We start from the raw sequence: 26,225 nt of genomic DNA on the forward strand, positions 1-26,225 counted from the left end.
CTCAGGTGAAGTCAAAGAACGACTTCACCGGTCGGCCAGCGCTGTCGGGGCTGACCAAGGCGCTTGCGCTTTTCTTACCTGCAGAGCTATTGGATAAGGAGACTTCAATGGATTTTGAATTATTAAAAGAATGGTTTACAATCGAAAATATTATGGACCTTCTCAGGCAATATCGGTCATTTGGACCTATCCCGGGAATATTGCTCCCGATGCTGGAAGCATTTCTTCCCTTTTTGCCATTGTTTTTATTTGTCATGGCCAATGCAAATGCTTTTGGCCTTTGGCTCGGTTTTCTATTTTCCTGGATTGGCGCGGTGCTGGGTGCTTTAATTGTATTTTTGATTTTTAGGAATTATGGACAGGGTCGGGCACTGCGCTTTTTACAGCGTCATTCAAAGGTTCAAAAGGGGATGAACTGGATTGAGCGCCATGGGTTTGGCCCGATTTTCCTCATGCTATGCTTTCCGTTCACGCCATCTGCTCTCGTAAATATTGTTGCGGGCCTGTCCAAAATAAGCATGGCTCAGTATATGCTGGCCGTTATCGCTGGCAAGATGGTGATGATTTTTACGATAAGTTTTGTCGGATATGACCTCCGCTCTTTAATCACAAACCCATTCAGGACTGCCGTTGTCCTTGTGATCATCGCTATTCTCTGGTATATCGGGAAAAGAATTGAAGTAAAAATGAATATGAGTGTGGAAAAAGATGATAAAGTTCGATAGTCAAACCAGTTTTTTTCAGAATTTCCTGAAACGGAAATCTACTGAATAATTTAAAACGAGTATAAACATAGATAACCGTTTTCTGTAAATACTCGATTCCCAATATTTTCGTAAAGGTCCATATAAAGTTATTTGATAGCAAAAATAAAGTAAGTTCCTTTCCAAGTAATAGTATAGGCACAGGGAATCAGGAGTTAAAGAAAAACAGCAAATGATGGTGGTGAGGAAGCGTATGAAAGAGATCGTTAAAAAAGAGGGAATTGAGTGGATCAAAGCTTTTGCTTTGGGGATTATCATTTTCGCATTTATCAGGATTTTCTTTTTTTCAAATTATGTAGTCGAAGGGGAATCAATGCTTCCGACCCTGGAGGAAGGCAATAAAGTTGTGGTAAATAAATTCGGCGATGATGTTGATGAACTTGAACGTTTTGACGTCATTGTCTTTCATGCAAATGAAAAAGAAGACTTTGTAAAGCGAGTCATTGGTCTACCGGGAGAGAAAATTGAATACCGGGAGGATCGGCTGTATGTCGATGGAAAGAAGGTATACGAACCCTTCTTGAAGCAGTACAGGGAAGAATCACTAGGCGGCTATCTGACGGGGGACTTTACGCTGGAAGACTTGACAGGCGTGAAAAGAGTGCCGGAAGGAAAGCTTTTTGTCCTTGGTGATAACAGGCTAGGCAGCTGGGACAGCAGACAATTTGGATTCATTTCTGTAGATCAGGTTGTAGGGAAGGTTAATTTGCGGTACTGGCCGCTGGAAGAGATGGCCGTAACATTTTAATAAAAGCTTTTCGACTTTTAGAAGAAATAAAATGGAAGGACTCGGCAGATTTCGAGTCTTTTTTTATTTCCTATATGTTAGAATAGTATTAATTTTAAGAAAACAAGGCGGAGATTATATGCAGGGGACATTGCCATTAATCAAAACAAAGCTCATTGTTCCTACACTTCAGGAGCAATGGATTCGTCGTGCGAAATTTTCGAAAAAAATGAAAGCGATTACTGAAAAACCACTGACGATCATCCAGGCTGGTGCCGGCTATGGAAAAAGCACTGCATTAGCAATGTTTGTCAAGGATGAAAACCAGACCTGCTGCTGGTATACGATCTCCTCATCGGATGATGATATTCTTCCATTCCTTTCTTACCTGACTGCCTCCATTCAAACAGTCTTTCCTGCCTTTGGCAATGAACTGTCTTCTTACATAAAAAATATGGATCGATACATAAGAGAAGAAGAACTAAGCATGCTTTGCTCAATCTTCATCAATGAAATCCTGCAAATAGAAGAACCAATCACGGTCATTCTCGATGACTTTCATGCAATTGAGCATTCCTATCATATCAATATTTGGATTGAAAAGCTGCTGGAGCACATCCCAGGACATTTACACCTGGTCCTCTCCACAAGAACAAAGCCGGGATGGAAAATCCTCGCTAAAATGAAGGTGAAAAATGAACTGAATGAGCTTTCAAAAAAAGATTTGGTATTTGGCAAAGACGAAATCGAATTATTATTATCCGAATATTATGAGCTTGAAATTACGGATGATCAAATTGAACATCTTTATAACATAACGGAAGGATGGGTAATTGCTGTAGGAATGATCGCGCAGCAAATCCCACATTTGCAAAGTCTGAATCAACTCTTTACAGAGCCTTCAAAATCGCTGGAGGATTTATTCCAATACCTTGTGCATGAGGTGTTCTCGAAACAGCCGCCGATGATCCAGCAATTTCTGGAGCAAACCTGCATCTTTGAAGAAATCAGTCCAGATGTATGCGATAGCGTTCTTGGAATGAATGGCTCATTACAGATGCTTCAGCAGCTGACCGCGAAAAATTTGTTCATCCATCAGGTCGGAGACAATCAATTCCGTTATCATGCCTTGTTTCGGGAGTTTTTGGAGGACAGGCTCATGCTCAGCCAGCCAGAAAATTATCGGAGTCTGATGCTGAACAGCGCCCGCTATTTTGAAAAAAATGGGCAGTGGGAGGAGGCATTATTTTGCTGTGAAAAAATCGGGCAATATGATGCAGCCGCTGCCATCATGGATGAGCAGGGCATGCAGCTACTGGAAAGGGGAAAGCTCAAAAACTTGAATGAGCGTCTTTCAAAAATTCCTCAGCAGGAAAAAATGCGTTACTGCACCCTGCTGTTTTTGGAAGGGGAAGTATATCGCTATCGGTCCCTATATAAGCAAGCTGAAACAAGCTATGACCTGGCTATCGAGACGGCTGACAAAATTGGTGATATGGAATGGAAAAGCAAGTCGCTTGAAGGGAAGGCCAAAATTTATCTTGATACGATTCAGCCTTTAAAAGCAGAACGTATCCTCGCGCAAGCAATTGAACTTCGTGAAAAGGCATTGCCAGAAGGATCAGCAGAGGAAACTGGCAGGCTTTACCGGATGCTTGCAGAAAATCTGATTAATTCTGGTCAGGCATTGAAAGCTGAAAGATGGATTGAGCGTGCAAGAGCAATTGGGGTCCCGATTGAGGATGGCAATCTTGAAGCAAGACTTTATTTGAGAACAGGCCGTTTTGAGGATATGCGAAGACTTTTGGCGTCAGTGAAGGAAGTTCATCACTCAGTTGATAAGCAGCTTCTGCCACAATCACATAGGGAGACAGACCTGCTATTGGCTTTGATCGAGGCATTTACAGGCAATGGGCTCCAGGCAAAAGCATTATCTCAATCAGGGATACAGCATGGTATCAAAGTCCAGGCTCCCTTTGTGGAAGCCTGCGGATGGATCAGGATGGGCCATGCTGTCCAGTTGATTGATCAATATGATTTGCAGCTCGGAGAAAAGTGTTATGAAACGGCGCTTGAGATTATGGGGCGGTTAAACATGGAGAGGGGAAAAGCAGAACCTTTAATGGGTCTGTGCATTCTCTATGGCAGCAGGCGGGAATATGAACGTGCGGCTGATGCGGGCAGGAAGGCGCTGCTTGAAACCGAACAGGTGAAAGACACCTGGCTGTCTTCGTTGATTACGCTTTGTATGGCGATAGCAGCGATTCTTAATAACAAGTTCCCGGAGGCAAGGGAGGACCTGCAGAAAGCAGAGGAACTTTTTGGCCAATGCGGGGATGAATTTGGGAAAATGCTTTTGTCGTTTTGGAAATCTTTTTACTTCTATTCGTTAAAAGAGGAGGATGGATTCAAGGCTGCCTTCACGAAATTTTTAAAATTGATGAAATCAGGTGGTTATGAATTTTTCATCAAAAAAAGGACAACTTTTGGTCCGAGGGACCTGCAAGTTTTTGCTCCAATGCTGATCGATGCTGTGAAACAGTCACTTATGCCGTCGTATGCAGAAAAGCTGCTGGAGGATATGAACCTGCCCCGTTTAAGCGCGCATCCAGGCTATTCATTGAAGGTTCAGGCGCTGGGCCAATTCAGGGTTTGGCTCGGAGACCGGGAAGTGGAGGACAGAGATTGGCAAAGAGGCAAAGCAAAAGAATTGTTTCAGTTATTCTTGACGAAGCGCGGACAATTTCTTATGAAGGAAGACATCTTCCAGATTCTATGGCCGGAACATCTTGAAAAGAATGCAGACAGAGATTTCAAAGTTGCCTTAAATGCTTTGAATAATGTACTGGAGCCTGCCCGCAAAGCAAGGTCTGCCCCATTCTTTATCATTAGGGAAGGAACCGGATATGGTATTAATCCTCAGGCGGTACTCGATTTGGATGCACAATTATTTGAAGAATGGGCAGAGGCAGGATTAGAGGAAATAAATGTAGAAAAATCAATAGAAGATCTTGAAAGAGCATTGTTTTTGTATAACGGAGACTTCTTGCCGGAAAGAAGGTACGAGGACTGGTGCATCAATGAACGTGAACGACTTCTCGTATACTTTTTGCGAAGTGCAGAGAAACTGGCGCAGCTGAATGTAAGAATGGAAAACTATGATTCTGCGATTCACTGGTGCCAGAAAATCCTTCATAAAGACCGGACATGGGAGGAAGCGTATCGACTATTGATGTTTTGCTATTACCGTAAAAACAATCGTCCTCAGGCAATCAAATGGTACAAGAAATGCGGTGAGGTCCTTGAGCAGGAATTAGGCGTAACGCCGCTTGAGCCCACCAGGCATATGTATGACATGATTATTCAGGGCAATAATGTTTAAAAAGGAATGACGATATTGGATAAAGGACAAATTCATAGTTCATTAAAAGTGTTGGTAGTTTCAGATATTGAAAGAGCAAAGAACTACTATTCCGAGGTGTTAGGCTGTGAAGTGACAGATTGGTGGGTGCTGAGAGATGGCTTTACGGGACTTGCAATAAAGCTGCTCGAGGCCCGGGATCCAAAAGATGTCAAGCCAAATCCTCCCTCAGCAGGAATGGAACATGGTGTTGACCTGTATTGCTATGCAGAGAATTGGCAGGCGTTGGATGATCTTCACAGCGAGTTCAAAGCTAAAGGAGCAAAGATTGTCATTGATCCATGGGTGGATGAAAACAATGGCCCATGGAAGGAGTTTGCCCTCACAGATCTGGATGGATATTGCATCGCTTTTGGAGGTACAGACGGGAACTAATCTTTGTTTAGACAACTGTCAATATTCGATTAAAATAGCTTTTGATGATCAGCCATCGTGCAGGATAAGTCTCTGCAAAATCGTCAATTGAGTTCCTTGAATACATCAGCAGACAATCCAACTGTCTTTTATGAAGTCTTAAATCATAAAGAAGTGCGTGCGGGATGGTGTAATGGGTGTATAGCTGATATGGATTTAATTTAACTGGCTCCATACGGGCTGCTTCAATGTAATTCAGCAAGGCCTGCTTCTGGATTTCGATACTTTCTTCACGTGAAAAATCATTTATATGAATCTGTTCATTTATAAAATAGATCCCCTTCATAAAATAAATCCCCTCCTAGGCTATTGGCAACTAAGTACAGTTATTGCCATTTTCATGGGAGGGGATACTTTATTATTCTATATTTTCTGCCAGTGATATCTGCAATAGTTTTAATGCTTCTCTTTTTGAGAGCGGAGCCAGGGTATGATTGTTAACAAAATTTATCGTATAATCAGGATTGCTTTTACCGTATTCTCTTAATGCCCAGCCAATTGCTTTATTAATGAAAAACTCCTTTGACCCCAATGATCTTTCAATGATAGAAGAAAGCAAATCCTCATTTGTTTTCTCCTTATATCCCAGTTGAAATAATATAGCCGAACGGATTAACCAGACATTTCCTGACTCAAGCCAGGTATCAATTGTTCCAAGCTTCTCAGGATACATGTAAAAATACTTCCCTGCATGGTGTTTGGCAATATGGTCTACAGTATCCCACCAGGATTTTGTGGTAATCATGAATTCAATCATACCAAGATCGCTTGTCCGTATGTTTTTAATCATTTTATCCATGATGTAAAGTCCGGCCATCTGCATTTCTCTTTCCTCAAACGACCATAAAGCTTTGATTGTCTCCACTAATTCATCTTGGTCAGGGAGACCGTTCTTTCCGATGTATTCTTTAACTAAACCTCTTGAAAGAGGAGCGCGCAAACCGAAGAATACAAACTGGTTTCGCATATATTTGCTCAGCCTTACAGCCTCCTCTTCATTTCTATGCTCTTGCAAGACAAGTCTCAGTTTTTCTGCATATTCAGTCGCCACCACGAAAATACCTCCGCTTATTAATTATGTCCTTATTATATTTCATCCGCCTTCTAAGGTTAAGAGGATGATGTTTTTAGGGATGTAACTCATTTGTAACTTCCTTTTTTTAAGATGAAGTCAAAGCTTGGTGAGCTTTTAGTTAACCATTTTAAAGGGGGAAAGGAAATGAAAGCTTCAAAACGGAATTTTGCTTTATCTTTTATGCTGATTTTAGTTCTGCTGTTCGCGAGTGCCTGCTCTGGATCATCGGGGACAGAGAAAACAGCCGGTTCAGGTGAAAAGGGTAAAAAAGAGGAACCAAAGAATACTGAACCAATCAAAATTGGTGTTCTTGCCTCTCAGACAGGTGGCCTGGAGGCATACGGAAAACAAACTCTTCGCGGTTTCGAGCTTGGGCTTGAATATGCGACAAATGGCACGAACGAAGTTGCTGGCCGCAAAATCGAATTTATTGTGGAAGATACTGAAACAAAACCAGAAGTAGCAGTCCAAAAAGCGACAAAGCTTCTTGAAGAAGATGAAGTGGATTTCCTTGTCGGATCTTCTAGTTCGGGTGACACATTGGCCGTGCTTCCCCTGGCTGAAGAATATGAAAAAATCATGGTTGTCGAGCCTGCCGTTGCAGACAGCATCACTGGCTCTGAATTCAATGAATACATTTTCCGTACTGCACGGAATTCTTCGCAGGATGCAGTAGCAGGTGCTGCGGCAATTGCAAAAAAAGGCGTAAAAATCGCAACGCTGGCTCCTGATTACTCATTTGGACGTGATGGAGTCGCAGCATTTAAGGAAGCAGCGGAAAAATTGGGTGCGGAAATCGTTCATGAAGAATATGCCGATCCTGCAGCTACAGATTTTACTTCTAATATTCAAAAAATCATTGACCAGAAGCCTGATTACCTATTTGTCGTTTGGGCTGGAGCTAACTCTCCTTGGAACCAGATTGCTGACATGAAGGTACAGGAAAAAGGCATCAAGATTTCAACAGGTGCTCCTGATATCGCAGCCCTTGCAACAATGCAGCCGCTAGTAGGCATGGAAGGCTTCACGGTTTACTACCACGACCTTCCTCAAAATGACATAAACAAATGGCTTGTTGATGAGCATAAAAAGCGCTTCAACGGCGAGCTTCCTGATTTATTCACTCCAGGTGGTATGAGTGCGGCGATCGCGATTGTCGAAGCTCTTAAGAAAACAGAGGGTGACACAGATTCCAAGAAATTGATCAAAACAATGGAAGGCATGAGCTTTGAATCTCCAAAAGGCAAGATGACATTCCGTGCAGAAGACCATCAGGCACTTCAAGCCCTATACGCTATCAAGCTTGAAAAGAAGGATGGAGTGGACTATCCAGTACCTGTCCTGATTCGTGAACTTTCACCGGAAGAAACGGCTCCTCCAGTCCGCAACTAAAACACTCATAATGAACTTCGGGACATTTCACCGGAGTTCATTATGCTTTTATTTTATAAGGGTGGTGAATAAAGTGGCTGCAATTTTAGAAACAAAAGACTTGAGTATCACGTTTGGAGGGCATACGGCCGTCGACTCTGTCAGCATCTCGGTCCCGCAAAATCATTTCAAGTCCATCATTGGTCCGAACGGGGCGGGCAAGACTACTTTCTTTAACTTGCTGAGCGGGCAGCTTATGCCAACAAAAGGACAGATCATGTATAAAGGCAGCGAAATCACGAAGCTTTCTCCAACGAAAAGGACGAGAGCGGGAATCGGGCGGTCCTTCCAGATCACCAATGTATTCCCTAATTTGACAGTGATGGAAAATGTCCGCCTGGCGGTCCAGTCACATGCCGGAGTCCGCTATCAGATGTTCAGGCATTTCAAAGCGTTCAATAAATTTGAAGAGGAAGCAGCAGAGTGGCTGAAGCTGGTTTTACTTGAAGACAAAAAGGATGCCCTGGCAAGGAACCTTGCCCACGGTGAAAAAAGGAAGCTGGAAATCGCGATGCTTCTTGCTTTGAATACGGAAGTACTGCTCCTTGATGAACCGACTGCAGGCATGTCGCTCGAAGAAGTACCGGCCATTCTGGAAGTCATCCGCAAAATTAAACAAAGAGGCGACCGCACCATTATCTTGATTGAACACAAAATGGATATGATCATGGACCTTTCAGATTCCATTATGGTGTTATTCAATGGGACTCTGCTTGCCGATGGGACTCCTGAGGAAATCATGAAAAATGAAACAGTCCAGTCTGCCTATTTAGGAGGTTTGCATAGTGAGCACGCTGCTAAAACTTGACCAGGTTGAAACATATATCGGCCAGTACCATATCCTTCAAGGCGTTTCCTTTGAAGTGCCAATGGGTGAAGTAACGGTTCTGCTGGGAAGGAACGGTGCCGGAAAAACGACTACTTTAAGGACGATCATGGGCTTGAACCAGGCATCAAAAGGCTTGATTCAATACAAAGGTGAAGAAATCAAGGGCTTGCCAACGTATACGATTGCCAATAAAGGCATCGGCTATGTTCCCGAGGATCAGGGAATCTTTGCTGAATTAACGGTTGAAGAGAATATGAAAGTGGCTGTCAAAAAGGAAAATGATGTAACCCGCCAAAGGCTTGATTATATTCTTGATCTGTTTCCAGATCTAAAACGATTTTGGAAAAAGCCAGGCGGTCTCTTGAGCGGCGGGCAGAAGCAAATGCTCTCCATCGCACGTGCTTATGTCAACGATAATGAGCTGCTCTTGATTGATGAACCAAGCAAAGGGCTTGCGCCGATTGTCGTTGAAAAGGTGATGGAATCCATTCAGCAAATGAAGGAAAAGACAACGATCATTCTGGTAGAGCAAAACTTCATGATGGCCAGTACAATTGGCGACAGCTTTTACATTGTCGATGATGGCCGGACTGTTTCAAATGGGCCAATGAAAATCCTGCGTGAAGATGAAGAAATGAGAAGGAAATATCTCGGGATTGCTTAGGAAGGGAGGAAGAAATAGTGGATGTCCTAATTAGTTTAAGTCTTAATGGCCTTGCGACAGGGATGCTGATCTTCCTGCTGGCTGCTGGCCTGACCTTGATTTTCGGCTTGATGGATGTGCTGAATTTTGCCCATGGCGGACTGTTTGCCTGGGGAGCATACAGCGGCATCTGGATCTACACCTCGACGGGAAGCTTTCTCATCGGCATCCTCGGCGCCATTTTAACAGGAATGATTCTTGGGATCATTACGGAACGCTGGATCATTAAACCTGTTTATGGAAATCATGTACAGCAGATTTTAATCACGCTCGGCTTGATGCTGGTATTATCTGAAATGTTAAAAGTAGTATGGGGGCCAAACCAGATTTCTGCTGCCACACCTGATTATCTTTCAGGAAGCTGGGAGGTTGGCAATGTCATTATCATCAAATATCGTGCATTTATCATAGCAGTAGGGTTTGCGGTATTCCTGGCAGTGCAATTCCTGCTTAAAAAGACAAAAATCGGTTTGGTAGTACGCGCTGGTGTCATGAACAAGGAAATGGTCCAATCGCTTGGAATCAACATCCAAAGGGTATTCATGTTCGTATTCATGATCGGGGCAGGCATGGCGGCACTTGGCGGAATGCTTCTAGGACCATATTCCGGCGTCATTCATGCTGATATGGGCATGGAGTTTGCCATCCTCGCGTTCATCGTGGTGGTCATCGGCGGAATGGGCAGCTTCTCTGGATCGGTTATGGCAGCTATTTTAGTTGGCTTGTCTGGTTCCTTCATGGCGTATTATGTGCCGGATCTTGCTCTTGCTGCAAATATGCTGCTGATGGCAGTAGTGCTAATTTTCAGGCCACAGGGCTTGTTCGGGGCGAAGGGGTGAGCGTAGGATGACAAAAGTGCTTTCTAAACGTATGAATATTATTTATCTGATCATCGCAGTGTTTTTAGCAGTCCTTCCTTTTGTCTATGATTCGCGAAGCATGCTGATCCTGCTTTCCCAGGTGTTCATCTTTGCCGTCCTGGCGATGAGCTATGATATCCTGCTCGGTTATACAGGAATTGTCTCGTTTGGCCATGCGATGTTTTTCGGTATCGGCGCTTACACGGTCGGTGTATTCATGAAACGATTCGAGCCAGAAACAAGCTATTTTCTGCTTGCTGTTCTTGTGACGATTTTGTTGACCGCCCTGGTAAGTTATTTTGTCGGCCTGCTGACATTAAGACTTAAGAGCCACTTCTATGCAATGCTGACAATGGCGTTTGCAGGCTTGTTCCTGGTGCTCGCTGAAAAATGGCGGACTGTCACTTACGGCAATGATGGGTTCACCTTCAGGGTACCGGACTTCTTAAAAGACCGTACTGATTTTTATCTGATTTGCCTTGCCTCGATGGTGATTGTTTTTATCCTCCTCAAAAGATTTACTAATTCGCCTCTCGGAAGGGTATTGCAGGCAATCAGAGAGAATGAGCAGCGCACTGAATCGCTTGGCTACAGTGTTCTGCAGTATAAAATCATTGCTAGTGTCGTTTCTGGTGTATTAGCTGGAATCGCTGGGATTTTATATGCGGTGTCACTCAGATTTGTAAATACCAGTGTATTTACGATGGATATCACGCTTGACGCATTGCTGATGACAATCATTGGCGGAGTCGGAACGCTGGTTGGCGCGATTATCGGTGCAGGCATCATTGAGTTCTCGCATCACTGGCTGACTGAGCTTGCGAAGGTACACTGGATTTTTGAAAGATGGATTATTTTCTTTGGCATCATTTATATTCTCGCAGTCATGTTCTTCCCGATGGGCATCGTCGGTTCCTTGCAAAAGCTGAAGTTCAGCAGGAAAAAGAAGGCGGCTGTCCCAGTTAAATCAGAAGCTGTAAGCCAGGGCGACTCATGATGGAGATGAAGCAGGTCACATCATTCGTGCTCCGTTTCCAGCTGGCGGACATCGAAATGGAAAGCGGCAAAAAATGCTGGAGAGTGAAAGTCACTCATGTCCAAGAAGAAAAAGAAGCATTGTTTGATTCAATGGAATCGGCAATGGAGTTTATTAAAGAGATTGTTGGAGAAGGATAGATTCGCTGGATAGAGAGTGCTGAAGGGAATAGGTTATTAAGACCATTCAAGAGAATATAAAGGAATTGAGTAGTCATAATAGAGGTTCTAAAGACCATTCAAGAGAAGATAACGGAAGCGAATGGTCATAATAGAGGTTCTAAAGACCATTCAAGAGAAGGAAACGGAAGCGAATGGCCATAATAAAGGTTCTAAAGACCATTCGCGAGAGGAAAACTTGCTGCGGGTAGTCATTAAAGGGGCTCTTAAGACTCTTCAAGAAAAGATAACGGCAGCAAGGGGCTTTATAACGGTTAAAAGAATACAAGTTTCTGAAAAAGAGACTGACATGTTTAAGATTACTATTTTTCACACTCAATATTTCAAGCTAGCAAAGACACTCCATCTTAGACAGTGTCCACTATTTTCACGGGGGGAAGAGCAGTGCAAATAGGTATCGTAAGTACGGGGATCTATCTTCCCGAAACATATATATCAGGTGCGGAAATTGCAAAATTGGCAGGAATTCCAGAAGCAGTTGTGGAAGAGAAAATGGGAATCAAGAAAAAGTCTGTTCCGGGACCGGAGGACCATACTTGTGAAATGGGAATCAAGGCAGCGAGAATTGCAATGGAGAAAGCAGCCATTGACCCATTAGACATAGACCTGGTCATCTATATTGGCGAGGAATACAAGGAGTATCCTTTATGGACAGCAGGCATCAAGCTTCAGGAAGAAATCGGCGCCAAAAACGCCTGGGCCTTTGATACAGCTTTAAGGTGCGGGACGACAGTGATGGCCTTGAAATTGGCTAAAGGGATGATGCTCTCGGATCCCGAAATCAATACCGTGCTGCTCGCTGGCGGCTACCGAAACGGCGACTTCATAGATTATGAGAATCCAAGGACACGGTTCATGTATAACCTTGGCGCCGGAGGAGGGGCTATTTTATTAAAAAAAGGCCACGGAGAGAACCTCCTGCTTGAAACGGAAATGATTACAGATGGTTCTTTTTCGGAAGATGTGGTCGTCGTGGCAGGCGGAACGAAAAACCCGATTTCTGCTGAAAATCTTGAACGTGGGTTGTACCAGCTTGATGTATTGGATCCTCAAGGGATGAAAGAGCGCTTGGAGCAAAAGTCGATGGTTAACTTCCTGAAGGTAATAAGGGGATCGGTTGAAAAGAGCGGTTTCTCTGAAGGAGAAATTGCTTATGTAGGGATGCTTCATATGAAAAGGTCAGCCCACGACTATGTTTTGCGCGAGCTTGGCTTAGAAGACTCGAAATCTATTTATCTGGAAGAGTATGGCCATATCGGCCAGATTGATCAGATTCTGTCGCTGGAGTTAGCCGAAAGTTCAGGAAAGCTGAGGGACGGCGATATTGCAGTCCTTGTCAGTGCCGGAATTGGCTATGCATGGGGAGCAACAACCATACGATGGGGAAAGGGTGATTAGCAATGGAAAAAACGGATGCTCAGGCAGTCGAAATGAAAAAGGTGGATTTGCCAAACGGAGAGACAATCGCCTACCGGGAACGGGAAGGCGGCGTGAAAAACGTTCTGTTGATTCACGGAAACATGACTTCATCAAAGCACTGGGATTTGCTGATTAATAAGATGGATCCTGCTTATAAAATTTACGCACTCGACATGAGAGGTTTTGGTGAATCAAGCTACAACAAACCAAATATGTCGATCAAGGATTTTTCGGATGATGTAAAATTGTTTGTCGATGAGCTTGGCTTGAAGGATTTTTCAATCATAGGATGGTCCACTGGCGGGGCTGTTGGGATGCAATTTGCTGCCGATTATCCTGGTTATTGTGAGAAGCTTATCTTGCTTGCATCTGCTTCAACTCGAGGCTATCCTTTCTTTGGCACAAGCCCGGAAGGCCTGCCGGATGTTAATAATCGGATAGCATTTTTTGAAGATGTAAAAGCCGACGTTGGCAAGACAGTCGCTGTCCAAACTGCATATGACCAGCAGAATAGAGAGTTTTTAAAGGCGATGTGGAATATGCTGATCTACACGAATCGCCAGCCGGATGAAGAGCATTATGAAGAGTATGTTGACGATATGCTGACACAGCGCAATCTAGCGGAAATCTATCATTCTCTCAATACTTTTAACATTAGTGCCGTAAATAACGGGCTAACGGAAGGTACTAATCAGGTGAAGGATATCCAGATACCTGTCCTTGTGCTGCGGGGTGACCGTGATTTGGTCGTCACACAGCGGATGACAGAAGAGATTGTCGAGGATTTTGAAGGCCGTGCCAAATTTGTGGAATTAAAGGATTGCGGACATTCTCCCCTGGTGGATGATTTAGCGCAGCTTCAACAGTATATTGAAGAATTTTTAGCAGAATAGGAAGGTGAGCTTATGAGATTGAAAGATAAGGTTGCGATCATTACAGGAGCTGCAAATGGGATTGGCCTGGCAGCGGCGAAGACCTTTGCAAAAGAAGGAGCAAAAGTGGCACTAGCAGACTTTGATGAGGCAACAGGAACACAGCGCGCAGCTGAGCTGTCTGACGAAGGATACGAGGTCGCATTTTTTCAGGTGAACGTTGCGGACAGAAGCAGTGTGGATGCCATGGTTCAAAAGGTTCTTGGCCAGTTTAGAAAAATTGATATTCTGGTCAATAATGCTGGCATTACAAGAGATGGCATGCTGCACAAGCTGGCGGTTGAAGACTTCCAGAAGGTCGTCGACGTAAACCTGACTGGAGTATTCAATTGTGCCCAGGCAGTAGTCCCTGCATTGGTCCAGCAAGGCTCAGGCAAGATCATTAATACATCTTCAGTTTCCGGAGTATATGGCAATGTCGGGCAGACCAACTATGCTGCAACTAAAGCCGGTGTAGTCGGGATGACCAAAACATGGGCAAAGGAACTCGGTCGCAAGGGAATAAACGTAAATGCAGTAGCCCCAGGTTTTATCGAAACCGGTATGACCGCCAAAGTTCCGGAAAAAGTGCTGGATCAAATGAAAATGATGGTTCCGTTAGGAAGACTGGGTTTGCCTGAAGACATCGCGAACGCTTATCTATTCCTTGCTTCAGAGGAATCCAATTATGTAAACGGAACAACCCTTCATGTAGATGGCGGGATTATGATGTAGATGGTGAAAAAGCGCACTCGTGGCGCTTTTTTTTATTTGGGGTGAGGAGGGATGAATTAGGTTCCACTGGTATTAAAAGGTGAGAATACAATCGTTCCAACTCATTTTAAAGGAGGTACATCTGCTCAATCGGTGAAAAAATCAATACAACCGTAGATAAAACTGCATCAACCGTTGATAAAAGTGCTGCGACCGTTAATAAAAGTGCCTCAACCGTTAATAACAGTGCCTCAACGCTTGAAAAAGTCATTTTACCTAGAAAAATTGTATCCTCACAACTAAAATAAGTGTTTTAAAGGGTACAATGATATTAAATTCCCATAATATCAATAATTTTTCCCACCAATCTTGAATCTTTTACAAAATGACACAATTACAAACTGAAATTCAAGTAATTAAAACAGCTGTTTCTGAATTACAAAAAAATGTTCAAATCCAAAAACTTCTTATGGATAAATTTTATAAGATTAACTTTCTATCAAAAGTGGTAAATGATATTAAAAAAGAATGAGGTGCTCTATACATGGAGGAACAAAAACAAACTTACTACTTTAACATAGAAAGCGGCGAGGTATTGGATCAGCCTGCTGAGCCCGAGGGCCATTTTACCCTTATTGCCACTGGGGAGGAAATCAAAGATTTTCGTGAGTTCCTGGTTGAGAACTACAAGGCGGATTGGGAAACTTTCGGGAATGCTCATGTTCCTTTCAGAGACCCTGATCGTGAAAATGCGGAATATGATATGACAATGAAGGAAATTTATGCAATGGTTTACAAGCTTGGTGATGCTGAGGCGAAGAACCATGTTAGAAATATGGGCATATTGGATGAACAGCAGCTGAATAGATAATGAAATTAGAAGCCACAGCCCCGTGCTGTGGCTTTACTTATAAAGTTTAATCCAATTAAAAACACCTTCACCAATTCCATTCATTCAATCACTCTCTGTCCGTTTGTAACTAACCTGTAACTCTTCTTTTCTAAAATGAGTTTATCATGAACGAGAGAGGGAGATTGCGGTGAGGTGGGAGCTCGATTGGCTGGAAACGAGAGCGAGAATGACACCGGCGGCTCAAGCAATTGGTGAGGCTGAATCGGATCGTGCCTGGACCTTTAGGGAGGTCAATGATCGGGCAAAAGCTATTGCCATGTCGCTGCAGGAAAAAGGTGTCCAAAAGGGAGACAGGGTTGCGCTGCTCGCGCCAAACGGAATCAGTTACTTTGATTTGCTGTTTGCCTGTGGCAAGATCGGCGCTATTTTCGTGCCGCTTAACTGGAGATTGTCCGTCGATGAACTTACTTATATCATTAAGGATTCGGATCCGCAGCTTCTTGCGTTCCATTCCAACTTTACCAATGAGGTTACGATGATATGGCAGCATGAGGAGCGCAGCCTTCTGATAGATGGAATACAGTATGAGTTGTTGATTGACCAATACGCTGGCCGTCTGAACAAATCTAAGTTTCAGAACATCGGAGTGGACGAGGAAGACCCGCTGGCGATGATTTATACCGGCGGAACGACCGGAAAACCGAAAGGGGCAGTCCTATCACACCGTGCGATCATTTGGAATGGGATTTCCACGATTACCAGCTGGAACCTGACGAATGAAGACAAGACGGTGACTTATTTGCCGTTGTTCCATACAGGCGGACTTAACGCGCTTTCGATTCCTATACTGATGGCTGGTGGGCAAATGATTATTGCGAGGGAATTTGTCCCGGAACAAGCAATCGAAAATTTAATAAAATTTAAGTGTACAATCGTCCTGTTTGTGCCGACGATGTATCATATGCTCGTGAAATCTGAACTCTTTTACAAAGCTGAGTTCAAAGATATGAAAGTATTTTTGTCAGGGGGGGCGCCTTGTCCGCTAGATATCTACGAGACTTTCAAGCGGAAGGGGATGGCGTTCAAGGAAGGCTACGGCCTGACAGAAGCAGGGCCAAATAACTTCTTTATTGATCCAGCAGAGGCTGAAGTAAAACGAGGGTCTGTTGGCAAGCCGATGCTCTTTCATGAAATCAGAATCATAAACGAAGAAGGCTTTGAAACAATTCCCGGCGAGGTCGGGGAACTGGCGATAAAAGGGAATCACGCTTTTTCCTACTACTGGAATAATAAAGAAGCAACAGAAGACACATTAAGAGATGGCTGGTTATATACTGGTGACCTGGCTAAAAAGGATGAGGACGGCTATTTCTATATTGTCGGCCGGAAAAAAGAAATGATCATTACCGGCGGAGAAAATGTTTTTCCGCTTGAAATCGAGCACTGGCTATGTTCACATCCATCGATTCAGGAGGCAGCTATAATTGGGATGCCCGATGATAAATGGGGTGAGGTTGTTACAGCTTTTATTGTACGTGAGGAGAAAAGCGACCTTGCAGAGGCAGAGGTCAAAGAGTATTGCAGACAAAAGCTCGGTAGCTACAAAGTCCCAAAGCATATCTATTTCATTGCTCAAATGCCAAAAACGCATGTCGGCAAAATCGATAAGAAACTGCTGAAAAGTAATACCTTGGCTGAAAAGCAGAAACCTGTCATCTAAAAACTGATTTCGGAATATACTTGGAATTTCCGGAATATATGGGGTGAATTTCGGAATATATCCGTAGAATTCGGAATATCCAACCAAGCAGCATTTCGGTAAACAAATAGGTCGGCAGTTAAAAAGATCTTAAAAGGCATTTCAATTGGCATCAGCTGATTGAAATGCCTTTTCTTCTTTTATGAAAAAGCACAGGATGATATTAAATAAAAACAATGATGATAACAGCAGCATGACTCCTTTAAATGATAACAGAGCTGCTACTGGCGGTGCGAGGCTTGCACCGCTCAATAGGATGAAGGAATAGAGCGAAAGTGCTTTGGCCCGCTGTCTGCTGCCATAAAAGCCAATCAAGGTTATGGCTGTCGGAATCACAAGTGAGATGGAGGACACGAAAAAAATGGAAAAAACGACTAAGTGAAGCGTGGAATGAAGGAACAGCAGCATGAACGAACTGGAGGCACCAATTGCCAGGCCGACAATCAATGTCCGTAATTCTCCCCATCGATCCATCATTTTCCCGGTAAAAAGCGATAAGGAAGCACCAATCAATCCAACCAGTCGGATCATCAATAGGTCAGAAGGCGGGCCGGCAAAGGACCTGCCGATTGAATCGTAAAATGCAATGATTGAAAATAGAAGCGAAAACGTAATGATATAGCATTTCATTAAGCGCGAATCGGATAATAAGCTAAAAAAAACGCTCCATAGCGGCCTGCTTTCCACTTCAGGTCTTGGAGATTCTTTTAGCAAAAAGAAACCAATCACAAACAGGAAAAAATAGACTCCAGAGAAAAATAGATAAACACTGTTCCAGGAATACAGACTTGCAAGAAAAGCGCTGGCGACCTGACCGAAGATGCCGGCGATTAAAAAGCCTGTATTGATCAAAACAACAAGAATTGTCCTTTGCCTGAAGGTAAATAAATCGTAGGTATAAGCGAATGCAACCGAAGCAAAGGTTGCAAGAGTCAACCCCTGCAGCGACCGGGTAACCCAGAGACTAAACGAGCCGGTGGAAAAGCCGACAGCAAGAGTTGTCAGCGCAGATGCCAACAGGCCATATACAAGGATTTTCCTGCGGCCAGTAAAGTCAGAAACCGGTCCAAAGGAAAGAAGGCCGCATGCATAGAAGAAGGTAAACAGCCCGCCAGCTAAGACGACGTGGGATTCATCAATGGCAAGATTGTCCGCCAGAATGGAATAGATGGGGATTAACGTATAAATATTGCTCGCAACCATAATTGCACTTATCGTAAGAAGGATTGACACTTTTTGAAAAAAGGTAATGGATTTCATCATGATCACCTGCCAACAATACTTTATGCTTTTGCCCATCGGATTGCAGGTTGTTTTGGGAAAAATTAACGGACTCTTTGCTTCCAAAACAAGGGGGAAAAAAGGTATAATTAAATTATATACAGAACAATTGTTTGGCAGCAGGAATACATCCAAAGGCGCATGAAATAAAGCGCCTTTTTCAATTTTTATATAAAGAAAACTTCTATGCTATCATCAACATAAGAGACTTTTATTTTAATAGGGAGAAAGGGGAAGTTAGATGTCTGTACGTTTGGTATTAGGGCGCTCAGGGAGCGGGAAAACCGAGCTGATCATTCAGGAAATTAAGGACAGGCTTATTGCTGATCCGCAGGGTGACCCGGTCATCTATCTTGTTCCTGAGCAAATGTCGTTCTTGTCAGAATATCGATTATCCACCGATCCAGAGCTCGGGGGAATGATCAGGGCGCAGGTGTACAGCTTTCCTCGTCTTGCCTGGAGGGTTCTTCAGGAAACAGGCGGTTTTACACGCCAGCATTTGGATAGTGTCGGGATCAGCATGATGATCCGCAAAATTATAGAAGATAAAAAAGACGATCTGAAGATCTTTCAAAAAGCAGCTGACAAAAGTGGTTTTGTACAGCAAATGGAACAAATGCTGATTGAGTTTAAGCGTTATGCAATCAAGCCGGAAGAGCTGACCGAAAAAATGGCAGATCATCCTGATGGCAATAAGGCGCTTGGTGATAAAATCCATGACCTGGAGCTTGTTTACAGGCAATTTGAAGATGAACTGTTTGGAAAGTATATCGATTCAGAGGATTACTTCAAGCTCCTGGCCGAAAAAGTGCCTGCATCTGAGTATTTAAAAAAAGCAGAAGTATATATTGATGGCTTTTACAGCTTCACTCCGCTTGAGCTGATGATTATTGATCAATTAATTGGTACGTGTAAAAGGGTAACCGTCACCCTGCCAGTTGATGAGAATTATAAAGATGAACAGCCAGATGAGCTGCATTTGTTCAGGGCTACTGGTGAAACATGCCAAAATCTGCATGAAATAATCAAGACAAAAGGCTATGACCTGGAAGAAGAAGTTGTTTTGACAGAACAGATGCGATGGCATGAAGAGTCTTTAAAGCATCTTGAGAAGGAATTCGATTCCAGGCCAGCCACAAGGTTTAATGGCGAGGCCGCGATCCATATTGCCCAGGCAGCCAACAGAAGGGCAGAAATGGAAGGTGTAGCCCGGAAAATTCGCGGACTTGCCAGAGAAAAAGGCTATCGATACCGGGATATCGCTGTACTTATGAGAGGAAACGAATATCGGGAAGTGCTCGAAACCATTTTTGATGACTATGGACTTCCTTACTTTATCGACCAGAAAAGAAATATGCTGAACCATCCGCTGGTTGAGCTTGTTCGTTCAAGCCTGGAAACTGTTTTAGGGAACTGGCGTTATGAACCAATTTTCAGGGCGGTTAAAACGGACCTGTTATTTCCGTCTGGAGCAGACATTCATAAAATGCGCGAGCAGATGGACGTGCTTGAGAACTATGTTCTTGCGTATGGAATACAGGGTGAAAAATGGACGAAAAAGGATCGATGGAAATACAGGCGGATCAGAGGCCTTGAATATGACGGTGCTGTACAGACTGATGCTGAAAAGAAGACTGAACAGGAGCTGAATGACCTTAGGCTGCTAATAACAGCGCCGCTGATGAGGATGGCACGGAGACTGAAGAAAGCTGACACCGGACGGAAACTGTCTGAAGCGGTGTATTTGTTCATGGAGGAGCTTGATATTCCAGCTAAGCTTGAACTCTGGAGGATGGCTTCTGAACAGGAAGGAAGGCTTGTCGAAGCAAGGGAGCATGAACAAGCGTGGAATGCTGTTATTGACCTGCTCGATCAGTTTGTGGAAATGCTCGGTGACAGCATGGTTGCCCCTAAGCAGTTCGTCACAATCCTTGATGCTGGTTTCGAATCGCTGAAGTTTTCATTGATTCCTCCTGCTATTGATCAGGTTCTTGTCGCTGACATTGAAAAAACGAGGCTTGCTGATATCAAGGTAGCGTTTGTCATTGGTGTTAACGAAGGCGTTCTTCCTGCTAAGATGTCCGAAGATGGAATATTCGGCGATGATGACCGTGATCTTCTGCATTCAAAGGGAGTTAAGCTTGCTCCGGGAAGCCGGACGAAATTGCTCGATGAGAACTTCACTGCCTATAAGGCATTTGTGACGCCCTCAGAGCTTCTTTATATCAGCTATCCAATTGCCAATGAAGAAGGAAAAGCTTTGATGCCATCCTCTATAATCAAGAGGATCTCAGACCTTTTCCCAGAGCATCAAAATCACTACTTTATGCCTGACCCTTCGGAATTGCCGGAGAAGGAACAGCTTGAATACGCAGCAGGAGAAAATGTGGCATTATCTTACCTGACTTCCCAGCTGCAGCTTAAAAAGCGGAATTACCCTGTCTACGATTTTTGGTGGGATGTATACGATTATTATATGAACGACCGTCGCTGGGCGGATACTGCCCGTAAGGTTCTCTACAGTCTCTTTTATGAAAACAGGACGAAGCAGCTTTCCGAAGATGTCACCAAGGAGCTGTATGGAGAGCAAATTGAAGCGAGCGTATCAAGGATGGAGCTTTTCAATAGCTGTCCATTCTCGCACTATGTCCAGCATGGACTGAAGCTTCGCGACAGACAGATTTTCAGGCTCGAGGCACCGGATATCGGAGACTTGTTCCATGCAGCATTGAAGGAAATTGCCGAAACGGTCATGGAGCAAAACCTCAGCTGGGCAAGTCTTACAAGAGTACAGGCTGAAGCACTCGCAAGGGATGCGGTTCAGAAGCTTGCGCCGAAATTACAGAACGAGATTCTTCTGAGCTCGAACAGGCACCATTATATCAAGCAAAAGCTGCAAAATATCATTAGCCGCGCTTCACTCGTGTTAAGTGAGCATGCAAAAGTCAGCGGGTTCTCTCCTGTTGGGCTGGAACTTGGCTTTGGCCGTCAGGGAAAGCTGCCTCCGCTTGCGTTTTCACTGAAGAATGGCACAAGGATGGAACTGATGGGCCGTATCGACCGTGTCGACAAAGCTGAGGATGACCATGGTGTATATCTAAGGGTTGTCGACTATAAATCGAGCGTGAAAGATGTCAATTTGACCGAGGTTTATTATGGAGTGGCATTGCAAATGCTTACCTATCTGGACATCATCATCACCCACTCGCCATTATTGGTGGGAAGGCCGGCAGACCCGGCAGGAGTCCTGTATTTCCATGTCCATAATCCTATTGTCAATGCCTCTAAAATGCTGACTCTTGATGAAATTGAGGAAGAGATTCTAAAGCGTTTTAAAATGAATGGGCTGCTTCTTAACGATGAAAATGTCATCAGGCTGATGGATAAAAGCATTGATACAGGAAGCTCCCAAATCATTTCGGCTGGTTTTAAAAAGGATGGAAGCCTTCTTAAAAGCTCGAAGGTTGCGAGCAAAGAAGACTTTGATCATTTGAGGCAGTTTGTACGTAATAAGTATGTTGAAACAGGAAACGGAATCGTCAGCGGGATTGTTGATGTTTCTCCATATAAGCTCAAAGACCGCGCACCGTGTACATTCTGTTCATTCAAGCCTGTTTGCCAGTTCGACCAGGCAGTGGAATCCAATGAGTTCAGGAAACTTCCAGTTATCAAAAAGGAAGATTTGCTTGAAGCATTGCGACAGGATGAAAGTCTAAAGGTGAATGATGGCCTTACATTAAATACCGAAAGATTAGAAGATATAAAGAAACAAGATATTCTTGCATCAATCGGGGAGGAGGAAGAGGATCTTGGTTAATATGAATATACCGCCAGTACCGGAAGGGGCAACCTGGACGGAAGATCAGTGGAAGGCGATTATGGCATCTGGACAGGATATCCTGGTTGCAGCTGCGGCTGGATCTGGAAAAACAGCTGTTTTAGTTGAGAGGATCATCAAAAAAATTACAACCGACAACAATCCGATTGATGTGGACGAGCTGCTCGTTGTTACGTTCACCAATGCTTCAGCCGCTGAAATGCGCCACAGAATTGGCGAGGCTTTGGAGAAAGCGATTGACGCCAATCCAAGTTCGAGCCATTTAAAAACGCAGCTCAGCCTGCTGAATCGGGCTTCCATTTCAACACTACATTCCTTTTGCCTTGATGTAATTAGAAAGTATTATTATCTGATTGATGTTGACCCTGGCTTCAGAATTGCGGATGAGACCGAGGGGCAGCTATTACGAGACGAAGTAATAGAGGATTTATTCGAAGAAGAATACGGAAAGGCAGGCAACCAGCCGTTTTTCAACCTTGTTGATGCATTCACCAATGACCGTAGTGACGAAGGATTGAAGGATATAATTGCTGACCTGTTTGATTTTTCCAGGTCCAATCCCTCACCCGATGTGTATCTCGATTCGATCGTTTCGATGTATGATGCTGCAGGCAGCTCGTCAATAGAGGAACTGCCATTTATGAAGGTTCTCAAGAACGATATCGAGCTTCAGCTTCAGGGAGCAAAGCAGCTCCTTGAACAAGGATTGGAGATTGCAAGAATGCCAGGGGGCCCTGCACCGAGAGCTGTTAATTTTACAGATGATCTGCATGTGGTTGATACGTTATTGAAGGCGAAAGACCTTTCATGGTCTGAGCTTTATGATGCGATGCAGCTGGCTAAATTTGATCGGGCTAAGACATGCAAGGGTGATGATTTTGATAAACAGCTGGTGGACAAGGCTGGAAAGCTTAGGGACAGGGCGAAGAAAATCGTTCAGGATATGAAAAGCGAATTATTTGCAAGGAAGCCTGAGAGCTTCCAGAAGGATATGCATGAAATGAAACCATTGATCGCTGTCCTGATTGATCTCGTAAAAGAATTTTCGCGCCGTTTTGGCGAAGTGAAGCAGGAACGCGGACTTGTCGATTTTTCCGATCTTGAGCACTATACATTGGATATCCTAACTGCACAGCCTGACACAGAGAGCACAGAGCCAATCATTGGGGCTGTTCCGTCAGAAGCAGCCCTTGCATATCGCAGAAAATTCAAGGAAGTGCTCGTAGATGAGTATCAGGATACCAATATGGTACAGGAAGCGATCCTCCAGTTAGTGACATCAGATGGTGAAGAGTCAGGAAACATGTTCATGGTAGGTGATGTGAAGCAGTCAATTTACCGCTTCCGCCTTGCTGAGCCGAACCTGTTTTTAGGTAAATACAACAGATTCACTGAAGATGGAAAGCAAACTGGTTTGAAAATTGACCTGGCCAAAAACTTTAGGAGCCGTGCTGAAGTCCTGGACGGCACCAATTATCTTTTCAAGCAGATCATGGGCATCAAGGTGGGCGAGATTCATTACGATGAAAATGCAGAACTCAAAAAGGGAGCTCCATACCCTGAGGATGAGTCATTTCCAGTTGAACTTCTGCTGATTGATAAAGGTGATGCCGGTTCAGCTGAAAGCGAAGCAGCAGAAGAAAATGAAGCAGCTTCAACGGAATTTGATGCGGATGACCTCGAACAATCTCAGCTGGAAGCGAGACTCATGGCGAAGCATATAAAAGAGATGGTTGAGGAACGCAGGGGCGTTTATAATCCCAAGACGAAGACTTCTAAGCCTGTGAATTACCGGGACATTGTCATCTTGCTCCGCTCAATGACATGGGCTCCGCAAATCATGGAGGAGTTTAAGCAGCAAGGTATTCCGATATACGCCAATTTATCGACTGGTTATTTCCAGGCGACAGAAGTGGCAATTATGCTTTCACTGTTAAAAGTGATTGACAATCCATATCAGGATATACCGCTTGCCGCTGTACTCAGGTCTCCGGTTGTAGGCTTGAATGAAGAGGAGCTGGCAGTCATCAGGATCAGCCAGAAGCGAGGCACTTTCTATGAGGCGTTGACAACTTTTTGCCAAAAGAAACCAGCAGCTGAACATGAGAGTTTGCATGAGAAGACACGGATTTTCTTTAATCGCTTAAAGAACTGGAGAACAGCAGCGCGGCAAGGATCTGTTTCCGATTTAATCTGGCAGCTTTACAGAGAAACCAGATTTTTTGATTTTGCCGGAGGAATGCCAGGCGGGAAGCAGCGCCAGGCAAACCTGCGTGCGCTTTACGACAGGGCAAGGCAATATGAGGCAACAACCTTCCGGGGGTTGTTCCGCTTTTTGCGCTTCATTGAACGGATGCGTGAACGTGGTGATGACCTTGGTGCAGCCAGGGCGCTTGGAGAGCAGGAGGACGTTGTCCGGATCATGACAATCCACAGCAGTAAAGGTCTGGAATTCCCCGTTGTATTCGTTGCAGGTCTGGCGCGGAATTTCAATACGATGGACTTGAAGAAATTTTACATGCTTGATAAGGAATTTGGCTTTGCAGCTAAATATATAAATCCTGAAAAACGTATTTCTTACCCTTCGCTCCCTCAGCTTGCATTTAGGCGTAAGCACAAGATGGAAATGCTCGCTGAAGAAATGAGGGTGCTTTACGTTGCTTTGACCCGGGCAAAGGAAAAGCTTTATTTAATCGGTTCTGTAAAGGATGCTGAAAATACAATCAGCAAATGGCAGGATGAAGCAAGCCATCCTGAATGGCTCCTAAATGAATATCTAAGAGCGTCAGCGTCAGGCTATATTGACTGGATCGGCCCAGCGCTCATCCGTCATAGGGATTGTGATTCATTAAGAGGCAGCGAAACAAGTACAATGGCTGGAGATGAAATCAGCGGCCATCCATCACGCTGGAAAATCGAAACGATAACCGCTGAGGAAGTGGCAACCTATGCTGATGAAAAGACTGAAGAGCATGAAAGCTTGATGGACCTTGTAGCAGAAGGGAAGCCGGTAAAGATCGATTCTGCTTTATCAGAAGAGGTACGCAATCAACTTTCTTGGAACTATCACTACAAGGAAGCAGCCACACACCGTTCGAAGCAATCCGTAACAGAACTCAAACGAAATCATGAAACAAGGGATGAAGAAAGCGGCACCCAAATGATCCGCCGTTTTACTAAGCCAATCCTGAACAGGCCAAGATTCATGCAGGAAAAGAAATTAACACCTGCAGAACGCGGTACTGCGATGCATATGGTCATGCAGCATATCGACCTTACAAAACCTGTTAACGACCTTACACTCGATTTGCAGCTGGAAAAAATGGTAGAGAGTGAGCTTCTTTTCCCAGAACAAAGAGAGGCTATCGAGAAAAAATGGATTCTTGCCTTTTTCGAAACGGAAATTGGCAGGCGGCTATTGAATGCTCAGAAAGTAAGCAGAGAAGTGCCGTTTTATCTCGCACTGCCAGCAAATGAAGTGTACCCTGACTGGCAAGGGGAAAATGAGCCGATTTTTATCCAGGGGGTCGTCGATTGCATTTTCCAGGATGATAAAGGAACGGTGCTGCTCGACTTCAAGACAGACGGCATCCATGACCGCTACAAAGGCGGCTTCGACCAGGCAAAATCTATCTTAGAAGAACGATATCGCATTCAAATCAGCTTATATGCGAAAGCGATCGAACAAGTATGGAAACAGCCAGTAAATGAGAAATATTTATATTTCTTCGATGGCGGCCATCTTTTAGAGCTTGAATAGGAATAATAGATGTATTACGGCGTTGCTCCGTAAAAAATAGTAAAAACCGGTCGGATGCGTACAATAATCCAGACCGGTTTTTTAGATTATGCTTTGTTAAAGCTGAATGTTGATTTTTAATACCCTGTTGACCTTCGTTCCAGGCGCGTAGACTCCTGCGAAAATGCTAACGTATTTCCATCGTGCGTGGGCGGATTCGAGGAAGCTATTCAATGTCCTGCGGGCTTAGCTGGTCAGGTGAGACCCCGCAG

General features: G+C 44.1%; 21 protein-coding genes. 17 read left to right on the top strand and 4 right to left on the bottom strand.

Features of this window, described 5'->3' with window-relative positions; genetic code table 11:
• Window positions 1–107 precede the first annotated feature (107 nt).
• The 4 genes from V7201_RS19000 (at window position 108) to V7201_RS19015 (ending at window position 5,287) form a co-directional block, all read left to right on the top strand.
• Window positions 108–725 carry a TVP38/TMEM64 family protein gene (locus tag V7201_RS19000; protein ID WP_335378394.1) on the top strand — a complete coding sequence of 206 codons (618 nt, stop codon included), beginning with the start codon at window positions 108–110 and terminating at the stop codon, window positions 723–725.
• A 232-nt stretch (window positions 726–957) separates the two neighbouring features.
• Entirely contained in the window at window positions 958–1,512 is a 555-nt protein-coding gene (gene lepB, locus V7201_RS19005) for a signal peptidase I (protein WP_335378331.1), read from the top strand.
• 118 nt (window positions 1,513–1,630) lie between these two features.
• Window positions 1,631–4,873: a BTAD domain-containing putative transcriptional regulator gene (locus V7201_RS19010; RefSeq protein WP_335378332.1), complete on the top strand. Its 3,243-nt coding sequence runs from the start codon at window positions 1,631–1,633 to the stop codon at window positions 4,871–4,873.
• Window positions 4,874–4,888: 15 nt separating this feature from the next.
• The gene (locus tag V7201_RS19015; protein WP_335378333.1) at window positions 4,889–5,287 is read left to right on the top strand and encodes a VOC family protein; all 399 of its coding nucleotides are present in this window, start codon (window positions 4,889–4,891) and stop codon (window positions 5,285–5,287) included.
• A 7-nt stretch (window positions 5,288–5,294) separates the two neighbouring features.
• On the opposite strand, the gene V7201_RS19020 is transcribed toward V7201_RS19015, so the two are convergent.
• Entirely contained in the window at window positions 5,295–5,612 is a 318-nt protein-coding gene (locus tag V7201_RS19020) for a hypothetical protein (protein ID WP_335378334.1), read from the bottom strand.
• Window positions 5,613–5,684: 72 nt separating this feature from the next.
• Complete coding sequence (locus tag V7201_RS19025; protein ID WP_335378335.1) at window positions 5,685–6,380, bottom strand: DNA alkylation repair protein; 696 nt, start codon at window positions 6,378–6,380, stop codon at window positions 5,685–5,687.
• 165 nt (window positions 6,381–6,545) lie between these two features.
• Here V7201_RS19025 and V7201_RS19030 point away from each other — a divergent pair, with 165 nt between their 5' ends.
• From V7201_RS19030 to fabG, 9 genes are all read left to right on the top strand, one after another.
• Complete coding sequence (locus V7201_RS19030) at window positions 6,546–7,793, top strand: substrate-binding domain-containing protein (RefSeq protein WP_335378336.1); 1,248 nt, start codon at window positions 6,546–6,548, stop codon at window positions 7,791–7,793.
• Between the two features lie 73 nt (window positions 7,794–7,866).
• Window positions 7,867–8,640: an ABC transporter ATP-binding protein gene (locus V7201_RS19035; protein ID WP_335378337.1), complete on the top strand. Its 774-nt coding sequence runs from the start codon at window positions 7,867–7,869 to the stop codon at window positions 8,638–8,640.
• Window positions 8,618–9,325 carry an ABC transporter ATP-binding protein gene (locus V7201_RS19040; RefSeq protein WP_335378338.1) on the top strand — a complete coding sequence of 236 codons (708 nt, stop codon included), beginning with the start codon at window positions 8,618–8,620 and terminating at the stop codon, window positions 9,323–9,325. The genes V7201_RS19035 and V7201_RS19040 overlap by 23 nt, the downstream gene beginning before the upstream one ends.
• A gap of 17 nt (window positions 9,326–9,342) precedes the next feature.
• Complete coding sequence (locus V7201_RS19045; protein ID WP_335378339.1) at window positions 9,343–10,203, top strand: branched-chain amino acid ABC transporter permease; 861 nt, start codon at window positions 9,343–9,345, stop codon at window positions 10,201–10,203.
• Between the two features lie 7 nt (window positions 10,204–10,210).
• Window positions 10,211–11,221, top strand: coding sequence for a branched-chain amino acid ABC transporter permease (locus V7201_RS19050; protein WP_438825083.1), 1,011 nt, complete (start codon window positions 10,211–10,213; stop codon window positions 11,219–11,221).
• A complete protein-coding gene (locus V7201_RS19055; protein ID WP_335378340.1) occupies window positions 11,218–11,400 on the top strand; it encodes a hypothetical protein in 183 nt (60 codons plus the stop codon). The genes V7201_RS19050 and V7201_RS19055 overlap by 4 nt, the downstream gene beginning before the upstream one ends.
• 423 nt (window positions 11,401–11,823) lie before the next feature.
• Entirely contained in the window at window positions 11,824–12,837 is a 1,014-nt protein-coding gene (locus tag V7201_RS19060) for a 3-oxoacyl-ACP synthase (protein WP_335378341.1), read from the top strand.
• A gap of 2 nt (window positions 12,838–12,839) precedes the next feature.
• Window positions 12,840–13,751, top strand: coding sequence for an intracellular short-chain-length polyhydroxyalkanoate depolymerase (gene phaZ, locus V7201_RS19065; protein WP_335378342.1), 912 nt, complete (start codon window positions 12,840–12,842; stop codon window positions 13,749–13,751).
• A gap of 12 nt (window positions 13,752–13,763) precedes the next feature.
• Window positions 13,764–14,504, top strand: coding sequence for a 3-oxoacyl-ACP reductase FabG (fabG, locus tag V7201_RS19070; protein ID WP_335378343.1), 741 nt, complete (start codon window positions 13,764–13,766; stop codon window positions 14,502–14,504).
• A gap of 106 nt (window positions 14,505–14,610) precedes the next feature.
• Here fabG and V7201_RS19075 read toward each other — a convergent pair whose 3' ends face one another.
• Window positions 14,611–14,754: a hypothetical protein gene (locus tag V7201_RS19075; RefSeq protein ID WP_335378344.1), complete on the bottom strand. Its 144-nt coding sequence runs from the start codon at window positions 14,752–14,754 to the stop codon at window positions 14,611–14,613.
• Window positions 14,755–15,027: 273 nt separating this feature from the next.
• On the opposite strand from V7201_RS19075, the gene V7201_RS19080 reads away from it, so the two are divergent.
• Together V7201_RS19080 and V7201_RS19085 are read left to right on the top strand one after the other, a co-directional pair.
• A complete protein-coding gene (locus V7201_RS19080) occupies window positions 15,028–15,354 on the top strand; it encodes a hydrolase (RefSeq protein ID WP_335378345.1) in 327 nt (108 codons plus the stop codon).
• A 169-nt stretch (window positions 15,355–15,523) separates the two neighbouring features.
• Entirely contained in the window at window positions 15,524–17,056 is a 1,533-nt protein-coding gene (locus V7201_RS19085) for a class I adenylate-forming enzyme family protein (RefSeq protein WP_335378346.1), read from the top strand.
• A 141-nt stretch (window positions 17,057–17,197) separates the two neighbouring features.
• Here V7201_RS19085 and V7201_RS19090 read toward each other — a convergent pair whose 3' ends face one another.
• On the bottom strand, window positions 17,198–18,358 hold the full coding sequence (locus V7201_RS19090) for an MFS transporter (RefSeq protein ID WP_335378347.1): 1,161 nt from the start codon (window positions 18,356–18,358) through the stop codon (window positions 17,198–17,200).
• A 259-nt stretch (window positions 18,359–18,617) separates the two neighbouring features.
• Here V7201_RS19090 and addB point away from each other — a divergent pair, with 259 nt between their 5' ends.
• Both addB and addA read left to right on the top strand, forming a co-directional pair.
• On the top strand, window positions 18,618–22,193 hold the full coding sequence (gene addB / locus V7201_RS19095; protein ID WP_335378348.1) for a helicase-exonuclease AddAB subunit AddB: 3,576 nt from the start codon (window positions 18,618–18,620) through the stop codon (window positions 22,191–22,193).
• Window position 22,194: 1 nt separating this feature from the next.
• Complete coding sequence (addA, locus tag V7201_RS19100) at window positions 22,195–25,974, top strand: helicase-exonuclease AddAB subunit AddA (protein WP_335378396.1); 3,780 nt, start codon at window positions 22,195–22,197, stop codon at window positions 25,972–25,974.
• Window positions 25,975–26,225 lie beyond the last annotated feature (251 nt).

The sequence above is a fragment of the Bacillus sp. JJ1122 genome (genome assembly GCF_036964885.1).
Lineage (GTDB): Bacteria > Bacillota > Bacilli > Bacillales > Cytobacillaceae > Mesobacillus.

Coding starts and splice junctions, on each gene's coding strand:
- V7201_RS19010 (WP_335378332.1), top strand. CDS start 1,631: ATGCAGGGGACATTGCCATTAATCAAAACAAAGCTCATTGTTCCTACA.
- V7201_RS19030 (WP_335378336.1), top strand. CDS start 6,546: ATGAAAGCTTCAAAACGGAATTTTGCTTTATCTTTTATGCTGATTTTA.
- V7201_RS19055 (WP_335378340.1), top strand. CDS start 11,218: ATGATGGAGATGAAGCAGGTCACATCATTCGTGCTCCGTTTCCAGCTG.
- addB (WP_335378348.1), top strand. CDS start 18,618: ATGTCTGTACGTTTGGTATTAGGGCGCTCAGGGAGCGGGAAAACCGAG.
- fabG (WP_335378343.1), top strand. CDS start 13,764: ATGAGATTGAAAGATAAGGTTGCGATCATTACAGGAGCTGCAAATGGG.
- V7201_RS19075 (WP_335378344.1), bottom strand. CDS start 14,754: ATGACTTTTTCAAGCGTTGAGGCACTGTTATTAACGGTTGAGGCACTT.
- phaZ (WP_335378342.1), top strand. CDS start 12,840: ATGGAAAAAACGGATGCTCAGGCAGTCGAAATGAAAAAGGTGGATTTG.
- V7201_RS19050 (WP_438825083.1), top strand. CDS start 10,211: ATGACAAAAGTGCTTTCTAAACGTATGAATATTATTTATCTGATCATC.
- V7201_RS19080 (WP_335378345.1), top strand. CDS start 15,028: ATGGAGGAACAAAAACAAACTTACTACTTTAACATAGAAAGCGGCGAG.
- V7201_RS19090 (WP_335378347.1), bottom strand. CDS start 18,358: ATGATGAAATCCATTACCTTTTTTCAAAAAGTGTCAATCCTTCTTACG.
- addA (WP_335378396.1), top strand. CDS start 22,195: ATGAATATACCGCCAGTACCGGAAGGGGCAACCTGGACGGAAGATCAG.
- V7201_RS19020 (WP_335378334.1), bottom strand. CDS start 5,612: ATGAAGGGGATCTATTTTATAAATGAACAGATTCATATAAATGATTTT.
- V7201_RS19000 (WP_335378394.1), top strand. CDS start 108: ATGGATTTTGAATTATTAAAAGAATGGTTTACAATCGAAAATATTATG.
- lepB (WP_335378331.1), top strand. CDS start 958: ATGAAAGAGATCGTTAAAAAAGAGGGAATTGAGTGGATCAAAGCTTTT.